Raw genomic sequence first — 15,160 nt, 5'->3', positions numbered from 1 at the left:
TTTATATCAGGTCAATGAGGGTTGGGTGGGAACGGCCACGCGCCTTCTTAGCCCCTCCCGCCTTCGCGGGAGGGGTTGGGGAGGGTCTTCTTCTTTGAAAACCCTGACGTCGCTGCCCCAGAAAGAAGAAGACCCTCACCCAACCCTCTCCCGCAAGCGGGAGAGGGCTAGAAAAAGATCAAGCCGCCCGCGCTTCCTCGATAATCGGCACCAGCGCCGCCAGAAACTGCGCGGCGCTCGCCTCCCAGGTGAAGCTGCGCCCATAGGCGGCACAGTCGGCGCGGTCGCGCGTCAACGCGTCAGCAATCGCGACATCCAGATCATCGGCCATCGCCCCGGTCTCCGGGGTCAGAATGTCGACCGGCCCGGTCACCGGATAGGCCGCGACCGGCGTGCCGCACGCCAGCGCCTCGATCATCACCAGCCCGAACGTGTCGGTCTTGCTCGGAAACACGAATACATCCGCCGCGCGATAGGCCTGCGCCAGCTCCTCGCCGAACATCGGCCCCATGAACTTCGCGTCGGGATATTTCGCCGTCAGCGCCGCGCGCGCCGGGCCATCGCCTACCACGACCTTGGTCCCCGGATGCTCTGAAGCCAGAAACGCCTCAAGATTCTTCTCGACCGCGACCCGCCCGACATAGAGCTGTACCGGGCCCGGCAGCTCCGCCATCGCCGGATGTGGCGTCACGCCGGGGTAGAAATTGGACAGGTCCACGCCCCGCCCCCAATGCCGCACCTGTGGCAACCCGTGATCGACCAGCGCCTGCCGGATCGACGCAGTCGAGGCGAGGATCGACTGCGCCGGCGCATGGAACCACCGGATATACCGCCACACCCACTCCGCCGGCACGCCCGACCGCGCCTCGACATAATCGGGGAATTGCGTGTGGTAGGCGGTGGTGAACGGAAAATCATGCCGCAGGCACCAGCGCCGCGCCGCAACGCACACCGGCCCTTCGGTCGCGAGATGCACCGCGTGCGGCGAAAATTCGTCGAGCAGATCGCCGATCGTCCGGCTGCGCACCATCGCCAGCCGGATCTCGGGATAGGTCGGGCACGGCACGGAATAGAACAGGTCGGGCGAGATCACCGTGACCTTGTGCCCCTGCCCCTCCAGCACGCGCCGCACCGACTGGAGCGTGCGCACGACGCCATTCACCTGGGGCTCCCAGGCGTCGGTTACGATGGCGATCCGCATCTCGTCGTCGCTCAAGCCGCTACGCGCTCCTCGACCCGTTCCGGGCCGAGGTCACGCTTAGCGATCTCATCGGCCCAATGGAGAATTTCCATCCGACCATCGTAGTGTTCGACCAGAGCGGTGCAACCCTCCACCCAGTCGCCGTCATTATAATATTCGATGCCATCGATCGTGCGCATCTCGGCAGTGTGGATATGCCCCGCGATCACGCCATCGACACCGCGTGCGGCGGCTTCCTTCGCGACGATTTCCTCAAAGCCACAGATGAATTCGACCGCGTTCTTGACCTTCTGCTTGGCGTGCTTGCTGAGTGACCAATAGGGAAGGCCGCGCCAGCGCCGATATTTGTTGCACCAGCGGTTGAGCGTCATCACCGCTGTATAGGCCGCGTCGCCGACATGGGCGAGCCAGCGGTGGCTCAGCGTGATCGCGTCGAACTCGTCGCCATGCAGCACCAGCAGGCGCCGGCCATCGGCGGTCTGGTGGATCGCCTGCCGCTTGATCTCGACCCCGCCAAAGCTCAGCCCAGTGAACTGGCGGAAAATCTCGTCATGGTTGCCGGGGATATAGATGACCCGGCTGCCGCGCTTGGCGCGCTTGAGCAGGCGCCACACGATGTCGTTATGCGCCGCAGGCCAGTAGAATTTCTTCTTGAGCTGCCACCCGTCGATAATATCGCCGACCAGATAGATCGTGTCGCTGTCGACATGATCCAGAAAGTCGATCAGCATCTCGGCATTGCAGCCGCGCGTACCAAGGTGGATGTCGCTGATCCAGATCGTGCGATAGCTGCGCCGCTCTGTGACGGTCTTTTCCGGAATCGATGGATTGGCAGCGGCCAGTTCCGCCAGATCGGTGACATGCGTGTCGAACGGAAGTCGAGTGATCGTGGCCATAGATGCGCCCCGTGCAATGCCCTTGCCCGGCCCGCCTATGGCGATGGAATGTTACAGCTCGAATGGTGCGCGCGTCACCGAAATGTCACGCGGTGATGGGGACATAGCCGTCCAGCCGCTCGAGCCGCGCGATCCAGGCGCGCACCGCCGCGAATGGCGCCAGCGCAAACCCGCCCTCCTCGGCGACATGGCTATAGGCATAGAGGCAGATGTCAGCGAGGCTCGGCGCATCCCCGACGAACCAGTCGCGATCCGCGAGATGCGCGTCCATCAGCTTCAGCGCCGCCACCCCCGCCGCGCGCTTGCCCGGCAGCAAGGCACGCTGCAGATCGTCGAGATTGTCCTCCCCGACCCAGCCCATCCAGAACCGCACCGTCGCGATGTTCGGTTCGTGATTATACTGCTCCCAGAACATCCAGCGCAGCATGTCGGCCCGGTCGAACGCTTCGGTCGGCACCAGCGCGGTGCCGTCGCCGAGGTAGAAGGTCGCCGCATTGCTCTCAGGCAGGAACCGCTCGCCATCCTGCAACACGGGGATGCGCCCATTGGCGTTGACGCTGGCGAGGAAGTCCGCCGTCCGCGTCTCCCCCGCCAGGATGTCATAGCCACGCCGCTCGATCGCCGTGCCGGTCAGCGCGGCGGTCAGGCGGATCTTGTAGCAATTTCCCGACGGGGCATATTCATGCAGGATCAGCGGCATCGTCGCTCCCTGCCGGCTTTGGCGTCGCACCAAGCGAGACATTCCCCGCCGCCGCCGCACCCTTGACCAGCCCGTCGAGCGAGCCGCCGTCAAAGCCCAGTTCCTTCATCAACCCGTCGAGCATCGGTGCCTGCGCACGATAGCGCAGCGCCGCGGCGACCGCGGAATCGGCGAGATTGCCCCCGTTCTCGCTGCCGCCGCTCCCGCCGCTCGCCGCACCGGCGCCGCCAGTGCCGCCGCTGGTCAGCCCGTCGACCTGGACGATCTTGATGCTGTCGATCGCCTCCATCGGCTTGGCCGCCTCGCGGATCACCTCAGGCAGCACCTTGAGCAGCGCCAGTTTGGTCTGGAGTGAGATCTGGTCGGACGACAACAGGTTCGCGGCCTCGTTGATCGCGCGCTGGCCCGCCGCCTCGACCTCGAACCGCACCCGGTCCGCCTCGGCACGCAGCTTCGCCGCTTCGGCCTCACCTTCCGCGACCAGCCGCACAGATTCGGCGCGATCCGCCGCCGCCTGCTTCTCGGCCTCTGCCTCGACCTTCACGCCGATCGCCGCACGCTCCGCCTCACGCGCCGCGTCGATCAGTTCGATCCGCTTGGTACGCTCGGCAATCTCCGCCTCGCGCGCGGTCGCGACCTGCTCCTCGGCCACCACCGCCGCAGCGCGCGCCTTGTCGGCCTCGGCGCGCGACTGGCTCTCTTCGCGGCTCTTGTTCTGCACCGCGATCTGCTGTTCCTGCCGCGCCAGTTCCAGCGCCTGTTGCTGGGCGATCTGCGCTTCCTTGACCGTGCGGTCGGCCTGGATCTGCGAATTGTCGATCTCGCGCTTCGCCTCGATCCGCGCCTGATCCGCCTCACGCGTGCGCAGCGCCTGTTCCTGCGCCACTTCCGACGCCTGCGCCGCGCGCTTCAGCTCGATCTCGCGCTCCTGCTCCAGCCGCGCGAATTCGGTGTCGCGGCCGATCAGGAAGGACTGGCGCTCGGCCTCCAGATTCTTGGTCTCGATCTGGACGCGCGTATCCTGCTCGATGTCGTTGCGTGCCTTTTTACGCAGCTCGATCTGCTCGGTCAGCTTGGTCAGACCCTCGGCGTCGAATGCGTTGTTGGCGTTGAAATGCTCGATGCTCGTCTGGTCGAGCCCGGTCAGCGACACGCTCTCCAGCTCCAGCCCGTTCATCGCCAGATCGGCGGACGACACCTGCTGCACCTTCTGCACGAACTCGGCGCGCTGCTCGTGCAGCTGGTTCATCGTCATCCCCGCCGCGACCGAGCGCAGCGCATCGACGAACTTGCCCTCGACCAGCTCCTTGAGCGCATCGGGGTTCATCGTGCGCATGCCCAAGGTCTGCGCGGCGGTCGCGATCGACTGGCTGTCGGGCTTCACGCGGACATAGAATTCCGCCTTCACGTCGATGCGCAGCCGGTCGAGCGTGATCAGCGCATCGGCATTCTTGCGCTCGACCGCCAGCCGCACGGTGTTCATGTTCACCGGCATCGTCTCATGAAACACCGGCAGCACCAGCGCGCCGCCGTTGATCACGACCTTTTCCCCGCCAAAGCCGGTACGGACGAAGCCGATCTCCTTCGACGCGCGCTTGTACAGCCGCGCAATGATCAGCCCGATCACCAGCAGCGTCAGCAGCCCGCCGCCCGCATAAATCAGATAGGGCAGGATCGATCCCCCCGTCGTGGCCACTTCCTGCATGTCCTAAACCCCCAGTCTCGGCAGATGATGATCGCCAACCGCGATCGCACGGAAGACATCGCCCTCGCGCCGCACCAGCAGCACGCGCTCGCCTTCCTCGAAAACCTGTCCCGCATTGTCGGGCTCAACCATCAGATAATGCGCCTGGCCGTGCCAGTCCTCGACCCGCGCGCGCGCCGGCGATCCGGTGGTGGCGCGCCCGGTAAGGATCGTCGCGCCGCTGCCCACCAGCGTCTCAATATCGATCGCGGTCGTGTGGTCCTGCGGCAGGATCGGCGCGAGCAGCCGCGCCGACAGCGCAGTCGCGGGCAGCGCCAGCACGCCCGCCCCCGGCACCGCGATCCAGCCGGGAAGAAGAATGCCGAAGATGTCGCGCGCCAGCTGCTGTCCGATCAGCCCGATCAGCCCGAAGCTCGCCAGCAGCAGCACGATGACCACCAGCAACGGAACCCGCCCGAACCCCAGCCAGTCGAGCCAGTCCGGCGCGTCGAAATCCGCGTCCCCGGCCAGCCCTACCGCCTGCACGATTCCGAGCAGCAGCATCAGGACAAGCGCCGACACGAAGACGATATTCTCCGGCGCTGACAGAAAGGCGAACACGTTGATTTCCCCCCGATTCGCCGCTCAGTCTAGGGGCTCACCCCCCGCGTCGCCAGCGAATCCGAAGCCGTCACACCTCCAGCACGATCTTCCCCATATGCGCGCCGCTCTCCATCCGGCGATGCGCCTCTGCCGCCTGCGCCAACGGAAAAATGCGGTCGATCACCGGACGCAGGCTGCCGTCGGCAACATGCGGCCACACCGCACGCGACAGCTCATCGGCGACCAGCGTCTTGAACGCCGTATCCCGCGCCCGCAGCGTCGATCCGGTCAGCGTCAGGCGGCGGCGCATGATCTCGAACACCGGCACCGTCGCCATCGCCCCGCCCTGCACCGCGATCGACACATGCCGCCCGTCATCGGCCATGCACTTCATGTTGCGCGCGACATAGTCGCCGCCGACCATGTCGAGCACGACATTGGCCCCGCGCCCTTCGGTCAGGTCCTTGACGCGGGCGACAAAATCCTCGGTCTTGTAGTTGATCGCATGATCCGCGCCGTGTGCCAGACAGGCGGCGACCTTCTCGTCGCTGCTTGCGGTCACGATCACCGTGACCCCGAACAGATTGCACAGGCTGATCGCCATCGTGCCGATCCCGCTGGTCCCGCCATGGACCAATGCGACATCGCCCTCGCTGGCATAGCCGCGCTCGAACAAATTGGTCCACACGGTGAACAGCGTTTCGGGGATCGCCGCCGCCTCGACCATCGACAGCCCGTCGGGCACCGTCAGGCACTGGCCGAGCGGCGCGACCGCATATTGCGCATAGCCCCCGCCCGCTACGAGCGCACACATCGGCTGGCCGATCATCTCGGGCGGCAGGTCCGCGCCGACCGCAACCACCTCACCCGCGACCTCCAGCCCCGGGATGCTCGTCACGCCCGGCGGTGGCGGATAGCCGCCCATCCGCTGAAGCACATCGGGCCGGTTGACCCCGGCCGCGGCGACGCGGATCAGCACCTCGTCCGCGCGCGGCACCGGCACCGGTCGCTCGACCGGGACCAGCACCTCAGGACCACCCGGCTGGTCAGGGTCGATCGCCATCATCCGGTCGGGCAGGCTGGTCATGCATATCCCCCAAGAACTGCGCCTGAATCGGGGTCGCATCCGATGACGTCAAGGCCGCAGTTGCGTAAAATGGCGGCGACCACCCGCTTGACATCAACAGACCCGCGTCCGACCTTGGCCTGCATGGACTCGGACGATCTTCCCCGCCGAACCGACGACCCCGCCGCTCAGCTCGCGCGCCAGGATCTCGATCCGTTTTCGGTGGCGGAGCTGGAGGCGCGGATCGCGCTGCTCGAAACCGAAATCGTGCGCTGTCGTAGAATCATTGAACGCGCCGTTAACCATCGCGCAAGCGCGGATGCCTTATTCAAGCGATGAGTGGAGCACCGAACCCCGGGCGTCACGCTATAAGAGTCTTGGGGACAGGTGTGGCGCTTGATGCACGGTGCAACGCTCCCGACATAGGGAATGCACGGGCCGCGTATCCCTTTGGCCCGACTGGAGTTGACCTGAATGCCTAGTTTCGCCTCCGCACTCGAATCGACCCTCCACCGCGCACTCGAAGCGGCCAGCTCGCGTCGCCACGAATATGCGACGCTTGAGCATCTGCTGCTCGCGCTGGTCGACGACGAACATGCCTCCAAGGTGATGGGCGCATGCGGCGTGGACCTAGGCGAGCTCAAGACCACGGTCGCGCATTATCTGGATACCGAGCTTCAGGCGCTGCGCGTCGACCAGACCACCGACCCCTCGCCCACCAGCGGGTTCCAGCGCGTCGTCCAGCGCGCGATCCTGCACGTCCAGTCGTCGGGCCGCGACGAAGTGACCGGCGCCAACGTCCTCGTCGCGCTGTTCAGCGAGCGTGAGAGCTACGCCGTCTATTTCCTGCAGCAGCAGGATATGAGCCGCCTCGATGCGGTCAGCTATATCAGCCACGGCGTCGGCAAGGGCTCGACCCCGGTCGAATCCGCCCCGCCCAAGGGCGCCGAGGAAGACAAGACGCAAAAGAGCGACGGCAAGAAGGGCGAAAGCGCGCTCAAGCAGTTCACCGTCAACCTCAATGAAAAGGCCAAGACCGGCAAGATCGATCCCCTGATCGGCCGTGGCCCAGAGGTCGACCGCACCGTCCAGATCCTGTGCCGTCGCAGCAAGAACAACCCGCTCTATGTCGGCGATCCCGGCGTCGGCAAGACCGCGATCGCGGAAGGGCTGGCGCGCAAGATCATCGAAGGCGACGTGCCCGAAGTGCTCAAGGAAGCCGTCATCTACTCGCTCGACATGGGCGCGCTGCTCGCCGGCACCCGCTATCGCGGCGATTTCGAGGAGCGGCTGAAGCAGGTCGTCAACGAACTCGAAAAGCTGCCCCATGCGGTGCTGTTCATCGACGAGATCCACACGGTGATCGGCGCGGGTGCCACCAGCGGCGGCGCGATGGACGCATCGAACCTGCTCAAGCCGGCGCTGTCGGGCGGATCGATCCGCTGCATCGGTTCGACCACCTACAAGGAATTCCGCAACCACTTCGAAAAGGACCGCGCCCTGCTGCGCCGGTTCCAGAAGATCGACGTCAACGAACCGACGATCGAGGATACGATCAAGATCCTCGCCGGCCTGCGCTCGGCGTTCGAGGATCACCACAACGTCAAATACACCCCCGACGCGATCAAGTCGGCGGTGGAGCTCAGCTCGCGCTACATCAACGACCGCAAGCTGCCCGACAAGGCGATCGACGTGATCGACGAAGTCGGCGCGATGCAGATGCTGGTGCCCCCGTCCAAGCGCAAGAAGACGATCACGCCGAAGGAGATCGAACTGGTCATCGCGACCATGGCGCGCATCCCGGCCAAGACCGTGTCGAGCGACGACACCCGCGTGCTCGCAAACATCGAAACCGACCTCAAGCGTGTCGTGTTCGGGCAGGACAAGGCGATCGAAGTGCTGTCGAGCGCGATCAAGCTCAGCCGTGCCGGCCTGCGCGATCCCGAAAAGCCGATCGGCAACTATCTGTTCAGCGGCCCGACCGGCGTCGGCAAGACCGAAGTGACCAAGCAGCTCGCCGAACTGCTCGGCATCCCGCTGCAGCGCTTCGACATGTCCGAATATATGGAGCGCCACTCGGTCAGCCGCCTGATCGGCGCCCCTCCGGGCTATGTCGGCTATGATCAAGGCGGCCTGCTGACCGACGCGATCGACCAGAACCCGCATTGCGTGCTGCTGCTCGACGAGGTCGAAAAGGCGCATCCGGACCTGTTCAACATCCTGCTGCAGGTGATGGACAATGGCCGCCTGACCGATCACCACGGCAAGACGGTCGATTTCCGCAACGTCATCCTGATCATGACGACCAATGCGGGCGCGTCCGACATGGCACGCGAGAGCATCGGCTTTGGCGACATCAGCCGCGACGATGTTCAGGAAGACGCGGTGAAGAAGCTCTTCACCCCCGAATTCCGCAACCGTCTCGATGCGATCGTGCCGTTCGACTATCTCCCGACTAAGGTGGTCGAGCGCGTGGTGGAGAAGTTCATCCTGCAGCTCGAACTCCAGCTCGCGGACCGCAACGTCCATATCAGCCTGGACGATGAGGCAAAGGCGTGGCTCACCGAACGCGGCTATGACAAGCTCTACGGCGCCCGCCCGATGGGCCGCCTGATCCAGGAAAAGATCAAGCAGCCGCTGGCCGAGGAACTGCTGTTCGGCAAGCTCGTCCATGGCGGCGAGGTCGAGGTGAAGCTCAAGGACAACGCGCTGACCTTCGCGATCACTCCTGCGGCACCGAAGCGCGCGAAAAAGGGCGGCAAGAAGTCCGAGGCCGAGAAGGCGAAGTAACGCGCCTCACCGTCGAAAACCACGAAGCCGCCCCGGTGAAAGCCGGGGCGGTTTTCGTTTGCGGGAAGAACGTCTCCAGTTCGTCGTCCCGGGCTTGACCCGGGACCGGGCTGCCTTTGAGCCGCAAGGAGCCCAGCCCGGGCTCAAGGCCGGGCCGACGAGAATTTGTCATCGGCAGTCCCCACCGTCATGCTGAACTCGTTTCAGCATCCACCGCGCAACCGGTGACGGAGCCGCTGGCGGAGACGTGGATGCTGAAACAAGTTCAGGACGACGGACACTGCTCTACCCGTTTGGCGAATGGACCCAACTGCCCACGGACCACCGCTAGTCCGATTTCGCCTTAAACCGAATACGGTGCGGTTGTGCCGGTAGCCCGCCCAGCGATCTGAAATTCATGTAAGGCGGACGGTTGAACCACACCTCGTAACTGCGCCCCGCCTTGGCCGTGCACCGCATAGTGTAACTCATGCCATCGGGCGAAATCGGCGCATTTGGCGAGCAATCCGGGAACGTATCCGCCGAGACCTGGACGAACGAGTAACCGCCCTTCCGCATGGGTCTGTCGAATCTCACGGTAAGGTCGAACGGCCCCGGTGTAACGGTGCTCCCGTCCGCCGGGCTCGTCGCCACCACACGCGGCGGGACGTCGTCCGCGCTCCCCATGCTTCCGAACAAGAAACCAATAACTGCAACTGAAGAAAGAACCATGATCGACACTCCTGCCAGCACGAAGCGCTTACTCGCTACGGCTGGTCGAAGCTTTGGTTCGGGGTCCGACGCAACGGCCACCCCCAATTCCTCGGATCCCCCATTTCTTGGGGGGTGCCGTTCCGACTGAGCAAGCAGGCGGGCAGCCGATCGACTGCTTGGAACGCCCAAATGCCTGCGTGCTTCGCTCAAATGCTCGTTGACGGTATGCACGGAAATGCCGAGTTCAACTGCGGCAGACTTCGCATCATGTCCGTTGGACAGGAGACGAAGTATGTCCTTCTGCCGCTCGGTCAGCCTTGCGATGCCATCTGGAAGTTCCACCCGGCCCTTATTTCCACTTTTGCCAATGGCGGCAACGGGGCGTAGCGGAACGTCAGCCCATCAACCCGTCAATTCCGCACCACCACCGCCGTAACGCCCCCCGGCGGCGGCGGCGGCGCATACCAGGCCGCCGGCCGCGAACACCGCTCCCGGCACGCCCGCAGCTGCGCCGCGCGCTCGTCCGCCAGCCGCCGCCAGGCGCGTGCCTTACGAATCATCCGGTCCACCTGCCACTCGGTGCTTTCCCACGCCCCGTCGCGGCACCGCCGGTCGCTCCCGCACATCCGCTTCACCGCATAGTCGATCCGCGCCGCAAGAATATCGATCCCCGCCTCGGTCGACAGGTCCAGCCCCGCCGCAGGAACGGCAATCTGGCGCGTCTCATACCGCTCGCCCGCGCTCGCCGGGCCGGTCAGGATCATCGCCGCAGCCAGCGCGGCCATCAGGTGCATCGGTCTCATCGCAATCCTCTTCGCGCACCAGCATAGCGTAAAACATATGAGCCGTTAACCAGCCTGACGCCCGCACCGTCCCGCCATCGGACAGGCATCGCATGACCTTGCACCGCATTTCGAACGCCTCCGGCAGCGCCGTCGGATGCGTAACGTTAACCTGTTCTTCGCGTTCGACCGTTTAGTTCAGCGGTATGACAAGGGGGATCGTCACACTGCTGGGACTCGCGGTCGCATTGGCCGCGATGCTCGTCTTTCCGGCCGAGGCGCGCCCGCCCGGCTTGAGCGCGGGCACCACCGGCCGACCGCTGGCCACCTGCATCCGCCGCGCCGCGCCGGGCGATGATGCTCGCGCCATCGCGCGCGATCTTGCCGGTTTCGACTGCGTCACCCCGCAGCAACAGTTCGGCAGCGGCGATTTCTGGGTCATCTCGGAACCCGTCGGCGAACGCTCGCGCTCGCGCCGCCCGCTCAACGCGCGGATGCTCAGCCTGTGGCAGGAGCGCGTGACCCTCAATGTCCTCTACGCCGACGGGCGCATCGAGACGATGTCCGACGACAGCGTCGGCATGTCCAGACGGCTGCAACTCGGCGCAGTGATCGAATACCCGATCCCGCGCCTGCGCGCGCCGGTCGACCGGCTGCTGTGGAAGGTCGAAGGGTCGAGCAACCTCTATGCCGTGGTCCGCAACCCGCGCGTCGCGACCGAGGCAGAGAGCAACCGCGCCAATCTGTTCATGACCGCGCTCTATTCCGCATTCGGCGGGCTGTGCATCGCGTTGCTGACCTACAATCTCGCGCTGTGGACCACGCTGCGTTACCGGTTTCAGCTGGCTTATGCCGCGATGGTCACGGCGTTGATGGCTTATGCCTTCACGTCGTCGGGTGCGCTCGCCTGGGCGATGCCCGACATTTCAAACATCTTCCGCCTGCGCCTCAATTACATGCTGCTGACCCTGACCGCCGCATCGGCGCTCTGGTTCGCGCGCACCTTCTTCGAAGAGCATGTGTTCGGCCCGCGGATGCGCATGCTGATCCGCGTCAGCATCGCCATATTCCTCACCACCGGAATCGGCTTTGCCGTGTTCGCGCCGCTCGCGCCGAATCTCGCGCACACCATCTACAACTGGGTATTCGCCAGCCTGTTGCTGCCGATCGTCGCGATCGTCGTGTCGGCGTGGCGTCACCGCTCCAATTTCCTGTGGCTGTTCGGCATCGCCTGGGCCGCGCCGATCGCCGCCGGCTGCCTGCGCGTGCTGTCGAGCCTCGGCGTGCTCCCGTGGAGCTTCTGGCTCGACAATTCGACGCTGATCTCGATGGCGGCAGAGGCGTTGCTGTCGTCGGTCGCGATCACCTACCGCATCCGCCTGCTCAGCCGCGAGCGTGACGCTGCGTTAGCAGCCGAAACGGTCGCGCGGCGCCTTGCCGATCTCGATCCCCTCACCGGCCTGCTCAACCGTCGCGCCTTCCTTGGCCATGCCATCGGGCGCAGCGGGCCACAGACGCTGCTGATCCTCGACCTCGACCGGTTCAAGCAGGTCAACGACACGATCGGCCATGACGGCGGCGACGAAGTACTGCGCACCGTCGCCCGCACCTTGCGTACGCTCGCCCCCGAAACCGGGATGATCGCCCGCATCGGCGGTGAGGAGTTCGCCTTGCTCTGCCACGCCGACCAGCCGGTCGACCCCGAAACCCTGCTCGCCCGGCTGCGCGCGACGCGCATGCCCTATGACCTGCGCGTCACCGCCAGCATCGGCAGCGCGCACGGCCCGATCGCCAGCGAACGCGAGTGGAAAGCACTCTACCGCGCTGCCGATCAGGCGCTGTTCGACGCCAAGTCCGCCGGCCGCGACCGCGCCAAAACCGCGCTGGCCGCCTGACCAAAAATTCAGATGTCGTTCATCTGTGATTTGGTTTACAGCCGCTCCATCGGGAGGGCATGATGGACCAGTTGAACAAGCGCAGGATCATTCTGGCCGCCGGCGCCGCCGCGCTGCTGATGACCGCCGCGACGGTGCATCCGACTGCCGAGTTCGAAATCCTGACCCACGAACTCACCGACAAGACCCCGCGCAAATTCCAGGCCGCGGTCGATACTGGCCTGCTCGCCGTCTCCGTGATCTACACCTGGACCGAACGCTCGCTCCGCTGACCACGATGGCCCGTCTTGCCTTCCGCCGGGCTTTGCTTACACTCGTGTAAATGAGCGATCCCGAGCACGCCTGGCGCACTAACTATCGTCATCCCGGTCCGTGGGACCAGACCCTGCCGCCGCTGTCCATGGTCGATGCGTTCGAGGAATCGGCGAGGCGCAAGGGCAATGCCCCGCTGCTCGACTTTCTCGGCCGCCATTACAGCTTTGCCGAAACGCTCGACGGCGCCAACCGCGTCGCCTGCGGCCTGCGCGCACTCGGCTATGGCCCGGGCGACCGCATTGGCCTGTTCCTGCCCAACGCCCCCCATTATGTCGCGGCCTATTACGGCATCCTCAAGCTCGGCGCGACGGTGGTCAATTTCTCGCCGCTCTACAGCGTCGATGAACTGGCCGCGCAAGTCGCCGACAGCGGCACGCGCCTGCTGTTCACGCTCAGCGCCACCGCCCTGCTCCCGACCGCGCTCAAGGTGCTGGACAAGAGCGGCCTCGAACGCCTGATCGTCGGCTCGGTCGCCGGCGCGCTGCCCCCCACCAAGTCGATCCTTTACCGCCTGTTCAAGCGCGCCGAGGTGGCGGAAAAGCCCAACGACCCGCGCGTCACCGCCTTTTCGCAGTTGATCGCCAATGACGGCGCATGCGTCGCGCCACCGATCGATCCCGACACCCAGCTCGCGCTGATCCAGTACACGGGCGGCACCACCGGCGTGCCCAAGGGCGCGATGCTGACCCACCAGAACCTGTCCGCCAATGCGCGGCAGGTGGCAAAGCTCGACCCCGATCTCGGCCATAGCCTCGACCGCGTGCTCGGCGTGCTCCCCTTCTTCCACGTCTTCGCCAACACCTGCGTCCTCAACCGCACCATCTTGACCGGCGGCGAGATCATCATGCTCCCGCGCTTCGACGCGGCCCAGGCGCTCGCCGCGATCAACCGCACCAAGCCGACCGCGCTGCCCGGCGTGCCGACGATGTTCCAGGCGCTGATCGACCACCCGCATTCGAAATCGACTGACTGGTCGAGCCTCAAATATTGCATCTCCGGCGGTGCCCCCTTGCCCGCCGAGCTCAAGAAACGGTTCGAGGCCGAAACCGGCGCGACTCTGATCGAGGGTTACGGCCTGTCCGAAAGCTCGGGCGTCGTCTCCGCCAACCCCTATCGCGGCGAAGGCAAGTCCGGCACCATCGGCCAGCCGATCGTCGCCACCCGCGTGCGCCTGGTGGACAAGGAAGACCCCTCACGCGACGCGCCAGAAGGCGAACCGGGCGAGATCGTTCTTGCGGGTCCGCAGATCATGGCCGGATACTGGGATCGCCCGGAGACCGACGACACCACCTTCTGCCACGACGCCGCCGGCACCCGCTGGCTGCGCACCGGCGATGTCGGCCAGATCGACACGGACGGCTTCATCCGCATCGTCGATCGGCTCAAGGACATGATCTCGGTCGGCGGGTTCAAGGTCTTCCCCAAACATGTCGAGGACGTCCTCTACCGCCACCCCGCGGTCAAGGAAGTGCTGGTCGTCGGCATGCCCGACCCCCGCATGGGCGAAGTCCCCCGCGCCTATGTCGCCCTCAACGCCGACGCCGAGCCGGTGACCGGCGACGAGTTGCGCACCTGGCTCAACCCGCAAGTCGGCAAGCACGAGCGCGTCGACGCGGTCGTGGTGCGCGACAAGCTGCCCAAGACGATGATCGGAAAGTTGAGCCGCAAGGACCTGCTGCTGGAAATCGCGGCCGAGGCGGCAGCAACCCCGCCCGCTTCCTCTTAAGCCCCTCCCGCTCGCGGGAGGGGCTGGGGAGGGTCTTCTTCTTGAAGGCACCCCCAAACCCATGTGAGTCACCCACCAAAATCCGTTCGTGCTGAGCTTGTCGAAGCACCACCCCCGCCCTATCCGATGACAGGATGCCGCCCTTCGACAAGCTCAGGGCAAACGGAGGTTGGTGCCGAACCTCCCCACCACTCGCTTCGTCACCCCGGCCCTGTGCCGGGGTCCACCCCACCCCACGCCCAGCGCTAGAGCCTCACCCACCACGCCAGCCTCCCGGTAGACCCCGGCACAAGGCCGGGGTGACGGATAAGATTGAATCGAGTGGTCTCCACTCCCATTTTCTCGGGGGAGCGGAAATGGCTCAATGTCAATCTTTTGCGCCACGCACTTCCTCAAACCAAGGTTCGGCAACCTCCTTGATAAAGAGCCCCAACTCTTCCACGCACCTTTCATAAGTGCTGCCTGTCTCAGCGTTAAAACGATGATGGTAACAGTAGCCCGTAGATCGTCGTGTTAGCTGGATCGTATGGTGATCTAGATATGACTTCTTTCCACTGCCCAAACATACCGAGGAAAGGTCCAGCTGGAGCGAAATGCTAGCCGAGTATGGCGCGCCATAACTGGCGCCGCTTCTCGAGATGAAAATCACCTCTTCGAATCCGTCGATCTGCCGCACCCATTTGCGCCCGCTACCTCTCTTGAAGCCCAACGGTTGCACAAATCCCGTAAACGCGCTGCAAACGCGCTTCATTCCTTCGGCAACAACATTCGAATAGCTTTTCATGAGGCAAGCTTAGTCGTTGAGTTGA

Annotated in this window: 14 protein-coding genes; 5 read left to right on the top strand and 9 right to left on the bottom strand. The window is 64.9% G+C overall.

Annotated elements, in window-relative coordinates:
* Nucleotides 1-178 precede the first annotated feature (178 nt).
* From VGN66_RS06345 to VGN66_RS06320, 6 genes are all read right to left on the bottom strand, one after another.
* Nucleotides 179-1,201: a glycosyltransferase family 1 protein gene (locus tag VGN66_RS06345; RefSeq protein WP_327518567.1), complete on the bottom strand. Its 1,023-nt coding sequence runs from the start codon at nucleotides 1,199-1,201 to the stop codon at nucleotides 179-181.
* 11 nt (nucleotides 1,202-1,212) lie between these two features.
* On the bottom strand, nucleotides 1,213-2,097 hold the full coding sequence (locus VGN66_RS06340) for a UDP-2,3-diacylglucosamine diphosphatase (RefSeq protein WP_327518008.1): 885 nt from the start codon (nucleotides 2,095-2,097) through the stop codon (nucleotides 1,213-1,215).
* Between the two features lie 85 nt (nucleotides 2,098-2,182).
* Nucleotides 2,183-2,797 (bottom strand): glutathione S-transferase family protein, encoded by a 615-nt coding sequence (locus VGN66_RS06335; RefSeq protein ID WP_327518007.1) that lies wholly within the window; start codon nucleotides 2,795-2,797, stop codon nucleotides 2,183-2,185.
* Entirely contained in the window at nucleotides 2,778-4,502 is a 1,725-nt protein-coding gene (locus VGN66_RS06330) for a flotillin family protein (protein ID WP_327518006.1), read from the bottom strand. Before VGN66_RS06330 ends, VGN66_RS06335 begins: the two co-directional genes overlap by 20 nt.
* A 3-nt stretch (nucleotides 4,503-4,505) precedes the next feature.
* Nucleotides 4,506-5,102, bottom strand: a complete 597-nt coding sequence (locus tag VGN66_RS06325) for a YqiJ family protein (protein WP_327518005.1) — start codon at nucleotides 5,100-5,102, stop codon at nucleotides 4,506-4,508.
* A 70-nt stretch (nucleotides 5,103-5,172) separates the two neighbouring features.
* The gene (locus VGN66_RS06320) at nucleotides 5,173-6,171 is read right to left on the bottom strand and encodes an NAD(P)H-quinone oxidoreductase (RefSeq protein WP_327518004.1); all 999 of its coding nucleotides are present in this window, start codon (nucleotides 6,169-6,171) and stop codon (nucleotides 5,173-5,175) included.
* A 123-nt stretch (nucleotides 6,172-6,294) separates the two neighbouring features.
* Between VGN66_RS06320 and VGN66_RS06315 the strand changes: the two genes are divergently transcribed.
* Together VGN66_RS06315 and clpA are read left to right on the top strand one after the other, a co-directional pair.
* On the top strand, nucleotides 6,295-6,489 hold the full coding sequence (locus tag VGN66_RS06315; RefSeq protein WP_327518003.1) for a DUF1192 domain-containing protein: 195 nt from the start codon (nucleotides 6,295-6,297) through the stop codon (nucleotides 6,487-6,489).
* A gap of 135 nt (nucleotides 6,490-6,624) precedes the next feature.
* Entirely contained in the window at nucleotides 6,625-8,940 is a 2,316-nt protein-coding gene (gene clpA, locus VGN66_RS06310) for an ATP-dependent Clp protease ATP-binding subunit ClpA (RefSeq protein WP_327518002.1), read from the top strand.
* Between the two features lie 327 nt (nucleotides 8,941-9,267).
* Here clpA and VGN66_RS06305 read toward each other — a convergent pair whose 3' ends face one another.
* On the bottom strand, nucleotides 9,268-9,975 hold the full coding sequence (locus tag VGN66_RS06305) for a LuxR C-terminal-related transcriptional regulator (protein ID WP_327518001.1): 708 nt from the start codon (nucleotides 9,973-9,975) through the stop codon (nucleotides 9,268-9,270).
* Nucleotides 9,976-10,043: 68 nt separating this feature from the next.
* Nucleotides 10,044-10,436: a UrcA family protein gene (locus tag VGN66_RS06300; protein WP_327518000.1), complete on the bottom strand. Its 393-nt coding sequence runs from the start codon at nucleotides 10,434-10,436 to the stop codon at nucleotides 10,044-10,046.
* A gap of 236 nt (nucleotides 10,437-10,672) precedes the next feature.
* Here VGN66_RS06300 and VGN66_RS06295 point away from each other — a divergent pair, with 236 nt between their 5' ends.
* From VGN66_RS06295 to VGN66_RS06285, 3 genes are all read left to right on the top strand, one after another.
* The gene (locus VGN66_RS06295) at nucleotides 10,673-12,310 is read left to right on the top strand and encodes a diguanylate cyclase (RefSeq protein ID WP_327517999.1); all 1,638 of its coding nucleotides are present in this window, start codon (nucleotides 10,673-10,675) and stop codon (nucleotides 12,308-12,310) included.
* A gap of 62 nt (nucleotides 12,311-12,372) precedes the next feature.
* Nucleotides 12,373-12,582: a hypothetical protein gene (locus VGN66_RS06290; RefSeq protein ID WP_327517998.1), complete on the top strand. Its 210-nt coding sequence runs from the start codon at nucleotides 12,373-12,375 to the stop codon at nucleotides 12,580-12,582.
* A gap of 50 nt (nucleotides 12,583-12,632) precedes the next feature.
* Nucleotides 12,633-14,351, top strand: coding sequence for a long-chain fatty acid--CoA ligase (locus VGN66_RS06285; RefSeq protein WP_327517996.1), 1,719 nt, complete (start codon nucleotides 12,633-12,635; stop codon nucleotides 14,349-14,351).
* A gap of 367 nt (nucleotides 14,352-14,718) precedes the next feature.
* Here the strand turns inward: VGN66_RS06285 and VGN66_RS06280 are convergent, their stop codons facing one another.
* On the bottom strand, nucleotides 14,719-15,135 hold the full coding sequence (locus VGN66_RS06280; RefSeq protein WP_327517995.1) for a hypothetical protein: 417 nt from the start codon (nucleotides 15,133-15,135) through the stop codon (nucleotides 14,719-14,721).
* Nucleotides 15,136-15,160: the final 25 nt, after the last annotated feature.

The sequence above is a fragment of the Sphingomonas sp. genome, assembly GCF_035998645.1.
Lineage (GTDB): Bacteria > Pseudomonadota > Alphaproteobacteria > Sphingomonadales > Sphingomonadaceae > Sphingomonas.
The sequence above is the reverse complement of the archived record's forward strand: the minus strand, read 5'-3'. Positions and strand labels throughout refer to the sequence as shown.

Bases quoted from the DNA above. Each gene is read 5' to 3' on its own strand.
- VGN66_RS06345 (WP_327518567.1), bottom strand. From the start codon at position 1,201: ATGCGGATCGCCATCGTAACCGACGCCTGGGAGCCCCAGGTGAATGGC.
- VGN66_RS06340 (WP_327518008.1), bottom strand. From the start codon at position 2,097: ATGGCCACGATCACTCGACTTCCGTTCGACACGCATGTCACCGATCTG.
- VGN66_RS06335 (WP_327518007.1), bottom strand. From the start codon at position 2,797: ATGCCGCTGATCCTGCATGAATATGCCCCGTCGGGAAATTGCTACAAG.
- VGN66_RS06330 (WP_327518006.1), bottom strand. From the start codon at position 4,502: ATGCAGGAAGTGGCCACGACGGGGGGATCGATCCTGCCCTATCTGATT.
- VGN66_RS06320 (WP_327518004.1), bottom strand. From the start codon at position 6,171: ATGACCAGCCTGCCCGACCGGATGATGGCGATCGACCCTGACCAGCCG.
- VGN66_RS06315 (WP_327518003.1), top strand. From the start codon at position 6,295: ATGGACTCGGACGATCTTCCCCGCCGAACCGACGACCCCGCCGCTCAG.
- clpA (WP_327518002.1), top strand. From the start codon at position 6,625: ATGCCTAGTTTCGCCTCCGCACTCGAATCGACCCTCCACCGCGCACTC.
- VGN66_RS06300 (WP_327518000.1), bottom strand. From the start codon at position 10,436: ATGAGACCGATGCACCTGATGGCCGCGCTGGCTGCGGCGATGATCCTG.
- VGN66_RS06295 (WP_327517999.1), top strand. From the start codon at position 10,673: ATGCTCGTCTTTCCGGCCGAGGCGCGCCCGCCCGGCTTGAGCGCGGGC.
- VGN66_RS06290 (WP_327517998.1), top strand. From the start codon at position 12,373: ATGGACCAGTTGAACAAGCGCAGGATCATTCTGGCCGCCGGCGCCGCC.
- VGN66_RS06285 (WP_327517996.1), top strand. From the start codon at position 12,633: ATGAGCGATCCCGAGCACGCCTGGCGCACTAACTATCGTCATCCCGGT.
- VGN66_RS06280 (WP_327517995.1), bottom strand. From the start codon at position 15,135: ATGAAAAGCTATTCGAATGTTGTTGCCGAAGGAATGAAGCGCGTTTGC.